Here is a 16595-nt window from a genome sequence, read left to right as displayed (position 1 = left end):
AAATATGAAACTAAGAAAAATTTTAATTTTTTTGCTTATTATAAGTATCGCTAATGCAGGAATGAGTTTGAGTTTCGGTTCGATAAGAGACCAAGTTAAAGAACAAATAAGCAAACAGATAAATAAGAATGCAACTTCAAAGCTTGCCGACCTCATCGGTGTAAAAAAAGATATCATCTCAAATATCATTAACGGAACAAAGCTCGGTAATTTACCGGGACTTACCGGGCTTGATAGTTTTATTAATTCCATAACAATGGGGTATGTAAATTTCAAATGTGTTAAACCTACTTTTAAAAAACCGAAATTTAACTTATGTGATATGGATTTTGATAAATTTAAGATAAAACTCGGACCCTGCGAAGCCAAAGCGACCAACCCTTTAAAAGACTTATACGATAAAATGTGTAATAAAAAGAAGAAAAAAAAGGCAACTTCTTCTACGATAAGTTTTTTAGATAGTATGAATGCAAAAATCTCAGATGTGAATCTAAGTAATATAATAACACCAAGCGGTATATCTCTTGCTAAAATTTACGGAGATGATAAAAATCCTTCGTTTTATGCTGTTTTAGCGAAAAAAAATCCTTCGAACCCTGCTGTTTCAAGCTGGTTAAATAACGATAGAAAAACCCTAATACTTCAAGATAAAACGGTAAAATTTACGGGAACTACCGATATAAGCAGAATTGAGTTACCTAAAAATAGAGGACTTTGGCTTAAGTCCGTATATGATAGCGCAAAAAAATTTTCCGAGATTGTGCCTGATTATCTCGGAATTTATGAGGAAGTTACCTCTCAATTGACGGAAAAATTTGTTAATATTTCAGGAAATACCTTATCTGAAATAAGGGCTATTGAGTCAAAAGAGTGGCAAAATGTTGTTAATAGCCCTGAAATTAAGAATATCTTCAATGTTGTTAATCAGGCGTATGATATGTATTATGCTAATAAGCTCTTAATTCTTAACGCTAAAAGCAAATTTTATCAATACGCCCCAACGCAAGATAGACTAAATTTACTACCCGTTAGCAAGAGAACGGATGTGAAATATAAGTCGATTGTTTATTCGGCACAAGTAACGGATTTAATGGCAAAAAAAGAGATTGAAAAGAAAAAAACTAATCAAAATATCAGTCTCGTTTTAAAAGCGGCTTATATTTCAAGTCTCGATTTTAGAGACGATATCGCCCAAAAAGAGATTGATACGCTTATAAATTCGGTGCAGTAAAGGGGAATTATGCAGTGTGTAGATTTTAGATTATTACTTATTTTTTTGTTTGCTTTTGTTGTTACCTTAATAATTTTTGGTTTAGAAGTCGGGAGAAAGAAAAATAATAAAATTATTTTAGAAGATGCGGCTCTTGTTTATTTTTTTAGAAAAATTCTTACTATGTTAAAGAATAAGCAGGAGCCTTATTCATTACTTGTAAATGTTAATCTCAGAAATGATTTGGGATTTCCTAATAAAGAGAATTGTAAGTTTGTTATTACAAATAAACTCTCTCAACCGATTTTGTTTTTTTTCGATGAAAGAGAAATTTCTCAAAAATCTATTGATGAGTTGAAAAAGAAATATCCTTATTACAAATTTTACAAGTTTGATTTTTCTCAAAAAGAAAAAACTAATTTTCTAATTTCAAACGTTTTAAAAGAACTTGAATAGAGGAGTAAAAAATGAGAAAAGCGTTTTCAATGATTGAAATAATTATAGCTCTAATAGTTGCTTCATTTGTTGCTTATATCGGCTTACAAAAATTTCTCGATAGCCAAAAGGAAAAATACGACAATGAATTCTTAAGCAAAATGAACGTATTTGTCAGTAGTGCTCTTTTAGACGCTACAACGGGTTACCCGAACGGAACGGGAGGGTATTGTAGTAATGATAATAGCTATACGGGACTCACCGCTCAAAGAGCTGTAAAATGTATCGGTTGGGAAAAAGCATATTCGGTTGGGGGAACGGACCCTAAAAGTTATATTTATAAGCTTGACGTACTTAATAGCATAAGTGCGGACGGGTGTTATATTTATCTAAGGGAGCCTTTATCAACCGATACGAACAATATTTTTTATATGTATGTTGATTGTAGCAATTATAAAGGCAATAAACAAATGATTGAAGATTTAATTTCGACAGATATTAAAAGAAATTTTTATCAATATCTACAAAATGTTGATAGAAAAGCCTCATCGGTTGATTATTCGGCTGATGCGACAAATGCGTTTGTAGATAGTGGAACGGATAGCGACGGAAAAGTTGGTTTTCAATTTAAGAACTAAGGAGTATGATGAAAAAGAGTATTCTTATATTTTTATCAATTTCGTTTTTGTTTGCTGAGAGTATAGGCGGAGGACTTGCTGAAAAGATAGAAAGAATTGCAAATTATTATAATATTGACCCAAAAGTTATCTATACGATTATTAAAATCGAAAGTAATTTTAACCCTTTTAGTATAAATGCGAATTTCAAATCAAAAGAGAAGAAAAAAGCCTTTATTAAGCTTTTAAAACAATACGGAGTTAAGTATTCCGTATGGGGTAAAGCCGTTTCCGTTTCTCCTAAAACAAAAAAAACCGCTAAGATGCTTATAGAAAATCTTAAATTAATGAAAGTTTCTTCTTATGACATAGGATTGATGCAGATAAATTCAAAGAATTTAACCGAAACTGAGGAAAAACTTGCGCTTAATCCCGAATATTCAATTATAAAAGGGACAAAAATTTTAAGAAAGTGCTTTGATTATAACAATTACAATATATATAAGACTCTTATTTGTTATAACGGCAGCACTGTTTATGCAAAAAAATTCTATCTTGCATATATTAAACTTTTCGGAACTCTTGCTAAAAAGTAAAAAACTTCTAAAATTTTCAAAAATTTTTCAAAATTTTCTTTTACCACCTCGTTGAACTCGGGGAAAAATTCGTATAATTTTCTTAAAATCAAGAAAAAGGAGTAAAAATGGTTTCATTTTTAAAAGAGAAATTTTCACAATCGTACAATAAAGCGATAATGTTGCTTATTATCTTTGGATTACCTGCTGTCGCGCAGGCGGAAGATTACACGGCAAATGCAACGGATAAGGGATTTGTCGCAAATATAATCGGAATACTTATGTTTCTTTTAAAAGGTATTTTAGCATTATTCATTCTCGGGTTGGCGTTGGCTTGGCTTATTCTTCCTATCGGTTTGATGTACGGAGTTAAGAAACATTACGAAAAAAAAGAAGATACGGACACAAGAGATATAAGTAAAGAAAAGATGATAGCTTATGTTGTAGCTGCTATTGGTGGAGTTATCGGAGGATTATTCTTCGCAGGACTTATCGGACAGATGATTTTCGATAAAAATTCAATTAAAGCAGGACTTGCGGCGTTGCTTGGTAAAGTATATGCTAACGCGGTATCTATTGCCGCACAATAAAGGCAACTTATGAAACTTAGAAAACTTCAAGCCTTAGGGGTTTTGGATACTCCTGAGGCTTCCAAAAAACAGAAAAATAAAGCGGATAAAAAAACGGAAAAGAAAAAAGAAAAAATTAAAGAGGAAGTTATTAAGAAAAAATCTCCTCTAAAAAAAATATTGATTATTATAGGTTTAATAATTGCGGCATTTGTTGGGTTTGTAGCCCTTGTTAAGTTTATAGGTGTTAATGAAATTCTTGCGGAGGCAAATAAACAAACTAAGATAAATAAACCTCTTAAAAAAGAAAAAGAGGTAAAGGTAGTTCAAGCACCTCAAACACCTCCCCCACCTAAAAATGATGAAAAAAACAAAAAATATGCCGCTGCCGGTGCAATTGAAAAGGTTGAAGTAAGTGATATTAATACAACTGATAACAATAAGAGTGCGGTAATTGACTTAAATAAATTACAAAATAATACTCAGAATGTGCAAACAAAGCCTCAAATTAAGTACGTTACAAAAACTAAATGTATTTTAAAACAGGATTTAGACAACCTTGTTTATTTTTATAAAATCGGTTCTATTTTAGAACCTATCTGGAAAAATCCTGAATGGAACGGGAAAGGTATCACTCTTCCGAAAGGTTTTTTTATTTTTCCTAAAAAAGAGGATATTCAAGGTAAATATATAAAAATAGATGAAAAACACAACATTTTTATTCCAAAAAAATATTTTATTTGTTCTGAGGTAAAAGTAAAGGAGAACGATAATGGGAATTAAGTCGTTTTTAAAAGATAGTGCTTTTCTTATTAAGGAGATAACACGAGATTGTATCTTAAAGAAAATCGGAGATAGCTATCTTAATTTCTCCGACTCTTTTACAATTGTCGATGCGGGTAAAAATTATGTTAAAACTCCGCAAAAAAAACTCTACGCAGTTGAAATTAAAGGTTTTGGAAATATCCAAAGAACATTGTCTATATTGCCGCAAATAGTAAAAGAATTTGCGTTTAAGCAGGGAAATATATATATTTTTTTAACTAAAAACAAGGTAAATTTTGAGGGAAGTTACGATTTTGTTTCAAAAAGCTCCGTTTATTTATTTTCCGAAAATAAAGCTCTTTTAGAAAGAATCGCAGGGTTTTTTGAAGCAAAATTATTATCTTCAAAAGCTATTATCAAAGCTCTCTTGGATATTTTTCAAGTTAATGTATATAAAAGCGATTTTGAAAGTTTTGGATTAAAAACCGAAAATATAATTTATGATAAAACTCCTGCGTATATAGACCCTATCGGTTGCGGTTTTAAAAAAATTTTTTTAGAAGGGGCATATAAGCAAGTTAAAGACTATAAACTTTATCAAATAGTCGGTAATACTACATCGTTAAATAATATTAACTTGCTTGATTTGTTTAAACTTGATTGGAAAGGTTATATCGCTATTACACTTATTATCAATAGAGACATTATTCAACGAAAAACAAAGTTCTTAGTAGGCGATGTTAAAAAATTTGAAAAAAATAAAGAAATAAAACAAGAGTTTATCAATTTTGAGGAAAGTCTAAGAAATAAAGAAGATAACTATTCAATTATTATGGCAAATATTGTCGCAGTAATTGACAATCCAAAAATTATAGCTGATATCTCGGGCTTTTTTAACTCTTCTATATATATAGAAAAAGAGATTTTTAAAAAAAGTCTTATTTATAAAACGCCTATTCTTAGCAGAGATATAGATTTTGATTTTTATATTGCGGTTGAGGACGCAGTGCCTCTAATTTCACAAGTGTTTAAAAATAAAGAGCTTAAAGTTAAGAATCCGAAAGTATTAAGGGGAAGAGATATCTCTCATAATTATGTTTCATTCTCTTTTGCCGAGAGTGCTACGCCGCACTTTTTTATCTTAGGTAAAACGAGGGCAGGGAAGTCATTTTTCTTACAAAAAATGACTTCCGGTATTATCCGCTATGATGTAAAAATAAACAGAGTGAATAACAAAGAATTCTATATGAGATATTTTGACAAAGGTAACTCGGCAATTAAGTTTGTCTCAAAACTTAAAGAGTCAAATGTCTCAAAAGAGGTAGTTTCTATTCAAAATCTTAAAGAGTTTAGGTTTTCATTTTTAGATATCTCTGCTAAAAACGGAGTGCCCGATTTTGAAGAGGTTGATTTTTCAATTATGATTATGAATATGTACCTTGAAGGGCACGATATAGCTCCTTTTAACGCTATTGAGATAGGGGAGCTTAAAGAAGCTATAAATAATGTTTTTTTTAATGGTTATCAAGGAGTTAATTTATATAAATTAATGGAAGATGAGGCGTATAGAAAAGTTATTAATAATTTATTTGAAGCTCATCCTGAGCTTAACAATGAATTTACTAAAAATACCGATATCCCTCTTGATAGTGATTTTGCTTTCCTTAATAAGCCGAGAATAATTGATTTAATCAATTATTTGTCAATTAAAAAACAATCTCAAACTATTGATGATATGCAAAGAAACTCCATTGAAAATACTTTATTGAAGTTAAAGGCTTTGAATTCTAATAAGTTATTTAACGGATATAGCTCATTTACTCTTGATGCGGCTAAAAAATTTTTCTATTTCGATATCGACGATTTAAAATCTCTTGGTGAAAAGGAATTTGTCCCGGCGTTTTGGTTTATTTTTCAAAAGCTATATAAGCAAGATAAACAAAGAGGTAAAGAGTTTAAGGCAAAAGGAAAATTACCTACTCCCGTTTATTACTATCTCGAGGAGGCTCATAGTTATCTTAAATACAAAAGTTTTGTATCGAATTTTTCGGAATTTGCAAGAGAAGCGGCAAAATATAATATTCACTTAGGATTTATTTCTCAATTTGCAGGTGACTTACCCGAAGATGTTTTTAGAAGCTTGGGAACTAAAATAGTATTACCGCCTGAGAATATAAAAGATGCCTTAAAAGATTTAAAAAATATGTGGGCGGAAAATCCTGAATATATCAAATTTTATGATGAATACGCTAAAAGGTTTTACGCTTTTGTTGAATATGAAAGAGGGCTTTTTACTCTTAATCAGAAAATTTCGGAGGAAGAGCAATGGCTATTCGATTCGGAAAAATAGTTTTTTTAGCTCTGTTATTTACGAATTCGTATGCGGCTATATGCTGCTGTAGCTCTAAAATCTTTGAGGTAGAGAGGGAAACACAAAAGAAAATCAATGATGTACTTAGTAAAACTATTCAAAATTCGTCTAATATTAATAAAAGTTATAAAAATATTTTAATCGCGAAAAAAGAAGAGATAAAACAACTTAGAAAAATAAATTCTCTTCTAAGCAAAAACGGGAGAGGGTTGTTATTGAAACTTAGCGAAATAAATTTTAACGTAAAAAAAAATCAAAAAATTGAATTTTTAAGATTGGAGGAAAACAAATGAACTTAGAAAAGATATTTCAAAAGTTAAAAGAGAAAAACGTTTATCTTAAATTTTTATCTTTGTCGGAGCAGATAAAAGAGTTATCAAGTAAAGAGATTATTTTGAATCCAAAAGTTATTGCAAAGGCAATAATGGAACTTAGAGCCGGAAAACCTGCTGAAAACGTAAGGAGAGTAAAAGAAATTAAAGGAGCGGATATTGAAATTCCAAAAGAAATGGTTATATCTTAGTATAGTATTTATTGCAGTTAAAACTCAAGCTTGCTGTTATTTTTCTTGTGACCCGCAAGTTTCAAAAGCTTTTAGCAAGATTGATAGCTATTTAAACACTACATATACAAATTTGGAAAAAGAATTAAAAACATATGAAAACAATGTAAATGATGACTTGAAACTCACATCTGATGAGGTTAATGAGTTAAATAAATTGCTTACAAGAGCAAAAATCTATCTTCTTAAAAACAAACAGATAACTTTTAATCTATCTAAGTATCAAAAAAGTATTGCGTTAAATATTTTAAAACAAAAGGATAACTAAAATGAGAAAGATAGTAATGTTATTTATTGCGGTTTTACCACTTTTAGCAACTAATCCTTATGAATATATTATGAAACAAAGACAAGAATCTAATGCGGCGGATTTTGCCGTAAAAAAAGAGGCTATAAAGCCAGAAAAGAGTAAAGAAGACACGTTTCTTGACAGCGTAATAGCTACCGATATTCAAGATTCTTTAAAAGCTCCGCAATATGTTTCATATGCTAAAAACGCAAAAATTCTCGCAGACAATAAAAAGACTTTAACTTTAAAACAAAAATCTCAACCTCAACCTAAAATTCAATCTAAACCGGTTTATTATTTTGTCGGTGGATATTGTAGAGTCGAACAAGATATAAAAATATTCGGCTCAGACGGATTTGGAGAGCTTAGATGTGATTTGAATTTTGGAAAAGAGGGATACAAAAAAGTTTCGGTATTTACAAAGTTTGTACCTGATTATAAAAGAGAAGTGCTCTTAGCGTTTCCTTTATATGTAAAAATAGGCAACGTAAGAGCTACCGCTCAGGGTTATTTTATGAATTCTAACAAGACTTCTTTAAATGTAGCCGATTATATTGATAGTGCAAGAATTAAAACACTTCTTAGTAAAAGTTTGCTTATTGCAAACGACATAGCCTACAAGCAAGCTACCGCTTATATGAAAGCGTTACAAAACGCACAACAAACTCAACAGGTAACATACTATAACACCGATAATAATACCGTACCTATTGTAACTACAAATTATCAAAAACCTAACCCGAGAGATTATTGGGGGGTAGGTTTGGTTGAGCTTACAAGTGCGTTAATAAGATTATTCGGAGAAGACTATTTAAACAATCTAAAGCCGTTATTTAAGGTGAATAAAAACACTCTTCTTTATACCGAAATGGTTATAAAAGAGGATAACGCTTCCGTTTATGCAAAATTTGGAGAGATAGAAAAAGATAGGATTAAAGCGGTAGAACAAGATAATAAATTATATCAACAACAATTATTTAACGGCGTGGGAGGTAACAAATGATTTTAGTACTTACCCTTAACTCTAATAACAAAAACGTTTTAAACGGCTCTTTTTTAAGAATAGGGATTGATTTTCTTGTTACAAATAAGAGTAAATTATCAAAAGACTTAAACAAATATATAAAAGATAAAAAAGACGAATTCTTAATTCTTAACAAATATATATCTGAGGGATTATATGCAAAAGACGAAATTAAGTTACAAGTGTCATATTATCTTAAAAACCCCTTAAACGGAGAACTGACATATATTAATTTTCTTTATCCGGTTAAGGATATCTTTAATAAAAAGAAGTTAAATGAGTTTATAAACAACGTAAAAGAGCTTGATAGTAGAGTAAAAGATGAAAATATCAAACTTCCAAAACTTGATGAAGTTAAAGAGCTTTTTAAAGAGGAATTAAAGGTTTTTAAAGATGTTAAACGTTAAAAACGAACCCTTATATCTTATATTCGGAATATTTGACGACCTTATTTTAAAAGAAGAGCTTATTAACAATAAGGAACTTATTGAATTTAAAAAATATTTCGATAATGATTACGATTTTGTCAAATATTTAATTACTCTTGATTTTATAGAAAAAGAACTTGATAAAAAAGGGTTTAATAACATATATTCAATACCTATGATATTTGATTTTATGATACAGGTATCAAATAAGTTAGTTAATTCAGAAGAGATAACGGAATATAAAAGTTTCGAGATGATAGCATATATAGATGATTATCTTAATATCCTCAGGAAAGTTAAGAAAAATATTATTGAGGGAAATTTAATAAATTCCCTTTACTTTTACAATCAAGCAATGAGTTTTTTAAGAAAAGGTGAAACGATAATAAGAATGTTTCTCAAAAAAGTAGATTTTACTTTTATAGATGAAATAAAAGATATGAACTCTGTCGAATTTAATAAAAATCCTTTTTTACTAAAAATTAACGAACTCGAATGTTTTGAAGGAATAAGTACTAAAAAAGCGGTAGAAGTACCGCTTAGTTATATAGTGTTTGAGATTAATTCTTCTATTGTCGAAGAGAATATTATTAATTTCTTTAAAAACTACAAATTTATCAGGTATGCAATGTTATATCCCGAAAAAATAAAAAATAACGATAAAGAAAATGAAATATTTACTTTTTTTGTAAATGAGTTAAGGGAAGAGCTTAGTAATTATGATTTTTATAAAGAAGATAAATACACTATGTTAATTGATTTTCAGAAAATCTTTAAGAAAAAGACTTTTGAGTTGTTAAAAAAGTATCCTCTTGATAGAAAACAGATTGAAAAACTTGAAGATATATTTTTTGATGAGGTTAAAAAAATAATCAGACAAAAGGTGAGTTAAATGAGAAAGGTATTAACTTTATTAATTACGGCGGTAACGATTTTCGCTTATGATTTAACGCAACAAAATCAAAATCAAGTGCAACAAAATAATCAGGTTGTGGATTCAAGTTATGGAATATCAATTCCGTATTTTTCTTCTCCTGCACCAAAATATGTACAGAGAAAACGATTTGAGCTTAATACCGATACTTTAAATAAATTGTATAAACAAATCTATAAAAAATATCAAAAAAGAAGCAGGATTTTAACAAATACTTTTGATATCTCAATTTTAATGAAACCGGCAACTAAATTTATCAAACCGGTCGATTTGATTTATGTTAATCCTCAATATATTACACAGCTTATTTTTCCAAAAGGCTTTAAGATAACTTCAGCCATTGCCGGCTTTCCTACAAATGTTTTTATATACGCGGGGAATGAATTGCATTTTAGGGTAAAAAGGGATTTTGTAAATGGTAATATGATTGTATATCTTACTGACGGGAGAAGAAACCTTAGCATTAATATCTTAGTTGAAAACTATATTCAAAAAGATTGTAAAAAAATAAAAGGAACTTTATATTGTATTGATAGCAAAAAATATAGGGAACCTTTATATAAATACGCTTATAGTAATTATTCTTTAGTCTATAAATTTATAGATAGAAAACCGCTTAATCCTTTAAAAGTTATATATCTTTATTCAAAACTTACCGGAAAACCGCTTAATATTAAAAAAGACGGAGATTATGTCACTTTCGTATATAAAGATATTACATATTTTATCTATAGGAATGATAAATTCGGTGATATTTTTTTTAAAGGTAAAAAATATATAGTTAAACCTTAAAAAAATAAAAAAAAATTCTTTACCACCTCGTTGAACTCGGGGAAAAATTTGTATAATTTTTTCAAAGTCGATAAAAGGAGTTTGTATGCAAAAAGAAAATTACAATAAGTATGACAAAAAAACGAAAAGTCCTAAATATAACTTCCAACAAGAACAAGAGTTTAATCAGGCTATGCAACAAGAAGAACAAAGCAATAATGATACAAATAAAAATGAAATTGATTTAATGGAGATTGAAAAAGAGTTCGCAGAAGAGTTAAGAAAGGCGAATGGGCTTTTAAATGACGAATTTGGTTATAGAAAAACAAGAGAAATACTACAAAAAGTTTTTGAAAGGGATAAATGCCCCGGATTTCTATTACTTCTTTCGCATTATCAACAAAAAAATGGAATTGATATTTCTGAGGAAAACAGAGTTTCTTTTCTCGTTAGAGAGGCAACAAGAATAGAAGACGTTGAAATGTTAGAATGTATTGCTAAACTTCTTGAAGCGATTGGAAATACGACTTTTGTTCTAAGAGGCAAAAAGATAAATACTCTATATCTCGTGCCCATTGAAACAATATATGAAATAGTCAATGAAAGTTTAAAATTATTAAAAAGTAATAATGAAAATGATGAGTTAATTGAGGTATTGGCGTATATCAGAGGACTAATCTTAAATATCAAAGCTGGAGAGGTATGTGTAGAGGATAGCGCGATTTGCACTATCCAAAGAATTGAAAATTATGCAAGAAAGATTTATCATAAGTGTTTTTTCTTAGATAATTATCAAATCCCTCAAACTACGCAAACTCAAATAGACGAGAACCAAAAAGCAGTTATTCCTGACGTTGAAGAGGCAGAAGAGACACAACAATTACAACAATTACAACCTGATTTGGTGGAGTTAGAAGAGATTAAAAAAGAGATTGAAGAGAAAATCGAGAATGCAAAAAAAGAGTTAGAGCAAAATATCGCACAAATCTCAACTAAAATCGAAAATATAAATATTCAACCGACGTCTCAAACGGCACCGCAACAACCGCAACAAACAACTCAACAAATTGATGTTCGTCTTATTGAAAATGCGGTTAAAGACGTAGTGGCGTCAGTTATTCAGCAAGCCGTTCAACAACTTGATAATAAAATTGCTCTCATTCAAGAAAATTTGGAAGAAGTTAAAAAGACTATTAAAGACTATATCGAAGAAGAGGAGGAACTATTATCAAAATATCAAAGAAATGACGATGACGGAGATGAAGAATGAGAAAAACTATATTCATCTTTTTAATCTCTTCTTTTCTTTTTGCAAGTGTTAAGTTCGAAGGAGAGGTAGAGCATATTTATAAGGTACCTATTAACGTTTATATAAAATACAAAAAAGGAGAGATTAATCTTTCTACACTAAAAAAATATTCGCAACCTATTTCTTTTGAGGAATTTGAAACGGAAATACAAAACTCATATGTCGTTAAAAAGGTAGTTTATAAATACGTAAAAGCTCACAAGCAGGTTAAAAGGGTACAGATTAAACAAATTGGACAAAGTCAAACGGCAGCTAAAAGTAATAAAAAGAACGAACTTATTGCAAACTTACAAAAACAGCCTCTCGAGATAATCATAAAATATACACTTGCAAACTTTAATAAATTACCGATAAATGATAAACAAGCAATTGCAAATATCATTCTTTATAAAGTTAAACAAAATCCTCAGCTTGACTATGTTTCTATTAAACAGGATTTACAAACAAACGGATTAACTAAAGAGTTTTTAGAGAATTTATTAAACTCTTTAAAAGAGATAAAGGATTAAAATGAAAAAGGTTATCTTATCCACCACTGCGGTATTAATTCTCTTTAGCGGTTGTGCTAAAGAGATAAATAATGAATATACGCAAGACTTAGGGTATAACGTTTATCATTCCGAAAAAATAAAAACACAAAATGAAAAGTTATTTAAGAATATGCAAAAAAAGGGTGATAACGCTTTTTTAGATTTATCAATCACACAAACTCTAAGCTCGGCACTTGCGAAAATAGGAGAGATTAATAAAAGGGTTTATATTCTTGAGGGTGAGGATATTACCTTAAAAAAATTGCCGTTATATGCTTCAAAACAAATAAGAATAAATAATTTTCAAAAACTTAAAAAGTATATCGAAGACACTACTCCTTATACGATAAAAATCGTAAAAAATAAATACTTGAAAAATGCTCCTAAGGTTGTAAAAGTCTTTGATAAAAAAGCGTTAAAATCATCTTTATCAAAGACTCCGTTTGCTCTGAGCGGTGATATTAAGTTAAAAGACGCTTTAAGTTTATTGTCTTCCGCTACCGGTTTTTCGGTTGTAACCGACGGAAATGTAGATATTGACAATGCGGGTATAAGTCTTTATTTCAAAGGTAGAAACGTAGCCGAATTTCTTAGTTATCTTCAAAATATGTTAAATGTGTTTATCGACGTGGATTATTCAAGCAAAATTATAAAACTATCAAAGTATAAAACTCAGACATTTCAACTTATTATGCCGTCTATTACCGAAGAGAGTACTTTTAATGTGTCAAACAATTTTAACACCGCTGAAAAAAAAGACAATAAAGAGCTTACGGATATTATCAACGCAATTAAGTCCGTCGTTGGTGGAAATGGGTCTGTTATATCCCATAACGGAGACCTTATCGTAAAAACGACTTATAAAAATATGCAAATAATCCAAAAAATTATTCAACAATATAATAAAAGCTTTGAAAAACAAGTTAAACTTAGATTCGAGATATATAAGTTTCTTTTGAGTAAAGATTACAATTACGGAATTGATTTGAATATTAACGCCGTAAAAAACAATCCTCAAACACTCGTGACAAATTATATAAATTCGGTTATTTATAAAAGAGGAAATATTTTAGTCGGCAGTGATAATAATTTTATTAATTTTTATAAGCAGTATTCTTTTACTAAAATGCTTACCAACGGAATACCACAGACTATTGCACTTACAAACAAGAAAAACTATGTTAAAAGTGTGACCGTTACTACAACAACCGGAACGGCAACTACATCGCAAGTATCGACGGAAGTCGATACATTAACGCAAGGACAGATTCTTGATATTGTTCCTAAAATATATGGAAATAAGGTTTTTTTAAGGACAATTTTCGAGACAACGACCCTCAACAATATGGATTCAGTGAAAGAGGGTGATACCACTCTTAACCTGCCCGATACTTCTCAGTCGCTGCTTACCGATTCGTCGGTATTTAATTTCGGCGATAGGAAGCTCATCGGGCTTTATCAAACATATGAAGACCTTAACTCCTTTAAGGGAGTTGTTCCTAATCAAAATTTCATTATCGGTGGAGCAAGAGGGGATAAATATGTCAGAGAGTTAATAGCGGTAGTTGTAACGGTTGAAAAGCCGTAAATTAAACTAAAAGGAGGAAAACAATGCAAGTAAAAAAACAAATCAAAACCGAAGGAATAGAAGGAGTAACAATGAAAAAACAAACAAAAGACAAAAAAATGAGAAAAGCAATTTCAATGGTTGAAGTTATTTTAGTTATTATTATTGGTGCATTCATTGCGGCAATGATAATCCCAAAACTTATCAGTAATAGTTCTATGAATACGTTTTTAAGTGAAATTCATAGTGATACGCAGTCTATTATTACAGCGGCAAACAAATGGAGAAAAAGCTCTCCAAACAGCGACGGAACGTGGAATAATCTTACAACCGATGCGATTTGTCCTTATCTGCCAACAACAATGAAATGCGAAAACGGAATTATTTATTCTTCACAATACAAAGGGCTTGTACATTTTAAAGTTGCACCTTATAAGGTTAATAATAACGGAGACTCAATTAAAATTTTCGTAGATGTAACGGGTTCAGTGCTAAACAGCGCATCATTAAGAAAAAAAGCTGAAACACAAGCAATGGATTCTATCGCAGGTTTCAGTAGTGACCCTACTACCATAGTAGAAGACGGAGTTGCTACCGATATCGGTAACCCGAATGCGGGATTTACCGACGGCGGAACTGCTGACGACGGAAAATTCGGAGTTGCGGGAATTATGCAATAATCCCCGCTTTTTTGCTTTTCTCTTTTGTAAAGCATAGGATATATGTTTTGCAAAAGAGAAAAAAGGAGTATGAATGAGAAAAATCATTTTAAGTATTGCGGCTTTTTTATCTATATCATTTGCGGCTGATACAACTCAAAATCAAAACGTTAGCGGCTTAGATGAATTGCAAAAAGCATTAAACAACATTAAAGGGCTTTTAGTCCAAAATAATCTTATAAGAGAAAATTCAGGAGAAATTCAAAAGAAAATAAAATCTTTAAAAAGCTCACTTGAGTATCTTAAAACTAAACAAAAGTACTCGACTGAAACATATCAGTTAAGTAATGAATATGCCCTTACTCTTTTAAAGCAAATATATTCTCTTTTAAGTCTTTTAGAAAAAAATGTAAAAAAAATATATATTGTCCCTATTGATAATTATTTGGTTGTAGGACATACAAAAAAGGGTGGTGTGTCACCTGATAAATTAAAAGAAGCAGTAAAGTTTTTACAGACTCAGAAAAAAGAATATGACTCAATTAAAAGAACAAAAAGTTATATTTGTCTTCTTAAAGATAATTTTGAGAAGTACCAAATCCCAAAAGAATATGTAAAAAAAATCGAAAATCAGCTTTTTACGTTTTTTAGTACCATTCAGATTCCGGGAGTCAAAAAAGAAAACAATATGAATAACGGATTTACCACAAATGCGCCTTTTTATCCGGCAGACCAGCAATTGCCACCTCCACCTCAGCCACCTATGATACCGGGAGCTGATAACAATAATACTACAACAATGGTATCCGAAATAGTTAAGCCTAAAATAAATTATATTACTATCTCTCAAGGCGAATACCTTGATTATGCAAATAACATTAAAGTAATTTCAATTCATAAAAGTTATGCTGTTATAGGATATTAAGGGGTTTTGATGTTTAAAAAACTATCGAAAAACGAATCAACGTCAATTTTATTGTCGCTTAGGGCAAGTATGGGGCTTGGGTTTCCTTTTCAAAAAGCAATCCAGCTCCAAGCGGAAAGTCAAGAGAGGAAAACGGGTAGAATTCTCAAAATGTGTGCTTATCTGATTTTAAAAAAAGAGCAACCTATTGCGGATGTTTTATATAAATTCGGCATTATAAACGCTATGGAAAAAACTCTTTTAGAGCACTCCAAATCTCCAAAAGAAACAATCGAAAACATTATTCAGATGAGAGAAATGAGCGGGTTGTTTTTTAAGAACTTTTTAGCTATCATCCTTAAACCTTTGCTTGCTGTAATTGTCGGTATGGGGCTTGTTTTATTTATATTTCCAAAAGTAAATTTACCCGTCCAAGCTCTTATGGAGCAAGCAAAAATGAACGGCATTAACGTTAAGCTTAATACCGGTTTTTGGTACATAGATAATTTTCAAATCGTGTCAAAAGTATTGATAATTTATTTAATTTTTTTAATTGTGTTTTTGGGAATATTGTTTTATATAAGAAAATATAAACCCTCAATTCTATTCAAAATCTTTCCATTAAGTGCATATGATGACATACCTGCTATTTTACTTTTCTTGAAATCTTTACACTCCTTAGGACTTCCAAGTCATAAAATTGCCGAGATTTTAGAAAAATCAAACGTCAATCCGGGTTGGCGTCCTTTGTTTAAGAAACTTAAAACCGCTCTTATTGACTCAAAACCTATTTGGAAAGAGTTTTTCCGTTTCGGTTTTCCAAAAGAGAGTGTTAATTTTATTAAATATACAGAAGAAGGGAAAATTTTTTGGGAAAATATTGATAAGATGATTAAATATGCAAAACAAAGAGCGGAAGACGGAAATAAAATGATGATGAAGATATGGAATCCGGTCAGTTATTATCTTGCTTATATCGTAATAGTATATTTCTTAGTAGGGCTTATTATGCTTACTATTGAAATGCAAAATATTGCAACACAATTGCAATCGCAAATGTAGAGGTAAAGGAATAG

The 16595-nt window shown here is 30.3% G+C and carries 20 protein-coding genes; all 20 read left to right on the top strand.

The features are described from left to right. Positions 1 to 4: 4 nt before the first annotated feature. Positions 5 to 1231, top strand: a complete 1227-nt coding sequence (locus EDC58_RS09885) for a hypothetical protein (protein ID WP_123353362.1) — start codon at positions 5 to 7, stop codon at positions 1229 to 1231. A gap of 9 nt (positions 1232 to 1240) precedes the next feature. Next, positions 1241 to 1666: a hypothetical protein gene (locus EDC58_RS09880; protein ID WP_123353361.1), complete on the top strand. Its 426-nt coding sequence runs from the start codon at positions 1241 to 1243 to the stop codon at positions 1664 to 1666. Between the two features lie 11 nt (positions 1667 to 1677). Continuing rightward, on the top strand, positions 1678 to 2283 hold the full coding sequence (locus tag EDC58_RS09875) for a type II secretion system protein (RefSeq protein ID WP_123353360.1): 606 nt from the start codon (positions 1678 to 1680) through the stop codon (positions 2281 to 2283). 8 nt (positions 2284 to 2291) lie between these two features. Beyond that, a complete protein-coding gene (locus tag EDC58_RS09870) occupies positions 2292 to 2858 on the top strand; it encodes a transglycosylase SLT domain-containing protein (protein WP_170151146.1) in 567 nt (188 codons plus the stop codon). Between the two features lie 107 nt (positions 2859 to 2965). After that, a complete protein-coding gene (locus EDC58_RS09865; protein ID WP_123353358.1) occupies positions 2966 to 3427 on the top strand; it encodes a hypothetical protein in 462 nt (153 codons plus the stop codon). Between the two features lie 9 nt (positions 3428 to 3436). Then, positions 3437 to 4189, top strand: a complete 753-nt coding sequence (locus tag EDC58_RS09860; protein WP_123353357.1) for a hypothetical protein — start codon at positions 3437 to 3439, stop codon at positions 4187 to 4189. After that, on the top strand, positions 4179 to 6521 hold the full coding sequence (locus tag EDC58_RS09855; RefSeq protein ID WP_123353356.1) for an ATP-binding protein: 2343 nt from the start codon (positions 4179 to 4181) through the stop codon (positions 6519 to 6521). Before EDC58_RS09860 ends, EDC58_RS09855 begins: the two co-directional genes overlap by 11 nt. Next, positions 6497 to 6835 carry a hypothetical protein gene (locus EDC58_RS09850; RefSeq protein ID WP_123353355.1) on the top strand — a complete coding sequence of 113 codons (339 nt, stop codon included), beginning with the start codon at positions 6497 to 6499 and terminating at the stop codon, positions 6833 to 6835. Before EDC58_RS09855 ends, EDC58_RS09850 begins: the two co-directional genes overlap by 25 nt. Beyond that, the gene (locus EDC58_RS09845) at positions 6832 to 7065 is read left to right on the top strand and encodes a hypothetical protein (RefSeq protein ID WP_123353354.1); all 234 of its coding nucleotides are present in this window, start codon (positions 6832 to 6834) and stop codon (positions 7063 to 7065) included. The genes EDC58_RS09850 and EDC58_RS09845 overlap by 4 nt, the downstream gene beginning before the upstream one ends. Further along, positions 7034 to 7372 (top strand): hypothetical protein, encoded by a 339-nt coding sequence (locus EDC58_RS09840; protein WP_123353353.1) that lies wholly within the window; start codon positions 7034 to 7036, stop codon positions 7370 to 7372. Before EDC58_RS09845 ends, EDC58_RS09840 begins: the two co-directional genes overlap by 32 nt. Before the next feature lies 1 nt (position 7373). Next, on the top strand, positions 7374 to 8396 hold the full coding sequence (locus EDC58_RS09835) for a hypothetical protein (protein WP_123353352.1): 1023 nt from the start codon (positions 7374 to 7376) through the stop codon (positions 8394 to 8396). Continuing rightward, positions 8393 to 8824, top strand: a complete 432-nt coding sequence (locus tag EDC58_RS09830; RefSeq protein WP_123353351.1) for a hypothetical protein — start codon at positions 8393 to 8395, stop codon at positions 8822 to 8824. Before EDC58_RS09835 ends, EDC58_RS09830 begins: the two co-directional genes overlap by 4 nt. Beyond that, positions 8811 to 9737, top strand: a complete 927-nt coding sequence (locus EDC58_RS09825; RefSeq protein ID WP_123353350.1) for a hypothetical protein — start codon at positions 8811 to 8813, stop codon at positions 9735 to 9737. The genes EDC58_RS09830 and EDC58_RS09825 overlap by 14 nt, the downstream gene beginning before the upstream one ends. Further along, positions 9738 to 10571, top strand: coding sequence for a hypothetical protein (locus EDC58_RS09820; protein WP_123353349.1), 834 nt, complete (start codon positions 9738 to 9740; stop codon positions 10569 to 10571). An 85-nt stretch (positions 10572 to 10656) separates the two neighbouring features. Further along, a complete protein-coding gene (locus EDC58_RS09815; protein WP_123353348.1) occupies positions 10657 to 11820 on the top strand; it encodes a hypothetical protein in 1164 nt (387 codons plus the stop codon). After that, entirely contained in the window at positions 11817 to 12368 is a 552-nt protein-coding gene (locus EDC58_RS09810; RefSeq protein WP_123353347.1) for a hypothetical protein, read from the top strand. Before EDC58_RS09815 ends, EDC58_RS09810 begins: the two co-directional genes overlap by 4 nt. Position 12369: 1 nt before the next feature. Further along, complete coding sequence (locus EDC58_RS09805) at positions 12370 to 13977, top strand: hypothetical protein (protein WP_123353346.1); 1608 nt, start codon at positions 12370 to 12372, stop codon at positions 13975 to 13977. Positions 13978 to 14000: 23 nt separating this feature from the next. Next, positions 14001 to 14636 carry a hypothetical protein gene (locus tag EDC58_RS09800; protein WP_123353345.1) on the top strand — a complete coding sequence of 212 codons (636 nt, stop codon included), beginning with the start codon at positions 14001 to 14003 and terminating at the stop codon, positions 14634 to 14636. 73 nt (positions 14637 to 14709) lie between these two features. Beyond that, a complete protein-coding gene (locus EDC58_RS09795) occupies positions 14710 to 15540 on the top strand; it encodes a hypothetical protein (RefSeq protein ID WP_123353344.1) in 831 nt (276 codons plus the stop codon). A 9-nt stretch (positions 15541 to 15549) separates the two neighbouring features. Further along, positions 15550 to 16581: a hypothetical protein gene (locus EDC58_RS09790; RefSeq protein WP_123353343.1), complete on the top strand. Its 1032-nt coding sequence runs from the start codon at positions 15550 to 15552 to the stop codon at positions 16579 to 16581. Positions 16582 to 16595 lie beyond the last annotated feature (14 nt).

This window comes from Caminibacter pacificus, from assembly GCF_003752135.1.
Classification (GTDB): domain Bacteria; phylum Campylobacterota; class Campylobacteria; order Campylobacterales; family Nautiliaceae; genus Caminibacter; species Caminibacter pacificus.
The sequence above is the reverse complement of the archived record's forward strand: the minus strand, read 5'-3'. Positions and strand labels throughout refer to the sequence as shown.

Coding starts and splice junctions, on each gene's coding strand:
- EDC58_RS09885 (WP_123353362.1), top strand. CDS start 5: ATGAAACTAAGAAAAATTTTAATTTTTTTGCTTATTATAAGTATCGCT.
- EDC58_RS09880 (WP_123353361.1), top strand. CDS start 1,241: ATGCAGTGTGTAGATTTTAGATTATTACTTATTTTTTTGTTTGCTTTT.
- EDC58_RS09875 (WP_123353360.1), top strand. CDS start 1,678: ATGAGAAAAGCGTTTTCAATGATTGAAATAATTATAGCTCTAATAGTT.
- EDC58_RS09870 (WP_170151146.1), top strand. CDS start 2,292: ATGAAAAAGAGTATTCTTATATTTTTATCAATTTCGTTTTTGTTTGCT.
- EDC58_RS09865 (WP_123353358.1), top strand. CDS start 2,966: ATGGTTTCATTTTTAAAAGAGAAATTTTCACAATCGTACAATAAAGCG.
- EDC58_RS09860 (WP_123353357.1), top strand. CDS start 3,437: ATGAAACTTAGAAAACTTCAAGCCTTAGGGGTTTTGGATACTCCTGAG.
- EDC58_RS09855 (WP_123353356.1), top strand. CDS start 4,179: ATGGGAATTAAGTCGTTTTTAAAAGATAGTGCTTTTCTTATTAAGGAG.
- EDC58_RS09850 (WP_123353355.1), top strand. CDS start 6,497: ATGGCTATTCGATTCGGAAAAATAGTTTTTTTAGCTCTGTTATTTACG.
- EDC58_RS09845 (WP_123353354.1), top strand. CDS start 6,832: ATGAACTTAGAAAAGATATTTCAAAAGTTAAAAGAGAAAAACGTTTAT.
- EDC58_RS09835 (WP_123353352.1), top strand. CDS start 7,374: ATGAGAAAGATAGTAATGTTATTTATTGCGGTTTTACCACTTTTAGCA.
- EDC58_RS09830 (WP_123353351.1), top strand. CDS start 8,393: ATGATTTTAGTACTTACCCTTAACTCTAATAACAAAAACGTTTTAAAC.
- EDC58_RS09825 (WP_123353350.1), top strand. CDS start 8,811: ATGTTAAACGTTAAAAACGAACCCTTATATCTTATATTCGGAATATTT.
- EDC58_RS09820 (WP_123353349.1), top strand. CDS start 9,738: ATGAGAAAGGTATTAACTTTATTAATTACGGCGGTAACGATTTTCGCT.
- EDC58_RS09815 (WP_123353348.1), top strand. CDS start 10,657: ATGCAAAAAGAAAATTACAATAAGTATGACAAAAAAACGAAAAGTCCT.
- EDC58_RS09810 (WP_123353347.1), top strand. CDS start 11,817: ATGAGAAAAACTATATTCATCTTTTTAATCTCTTCTTTTCTTTTTGCA.
- EDC58_RS09805 (WP_123353346.1), top strand. CDS start 12,370: ATGAAAAAGGTTATCTTATCCACCACTGCGGTATTAATTCTCTTTAGC.
- EDC58_RS09800 (WP_123353345.1), top strand. CDS start 14,001: ATGCAAGTAAAAAAACAAATCAAAACCGAAGGAATAGAAGGAGTAACA.
- EDC58_RS09795 (WP_123353344.1), top strand. CDS start 14,710: ATGAGAAAAATCATTTTAAGTATTGCGGCTTTTTTATCTATATCATTT.
- EDC58_RS09790 (WP_123353343.1), top strand. CDS start 15,550: ATGTTTAAAAAACTATCGAAAAACGAATCAACGTCAATTTTATTGTCG.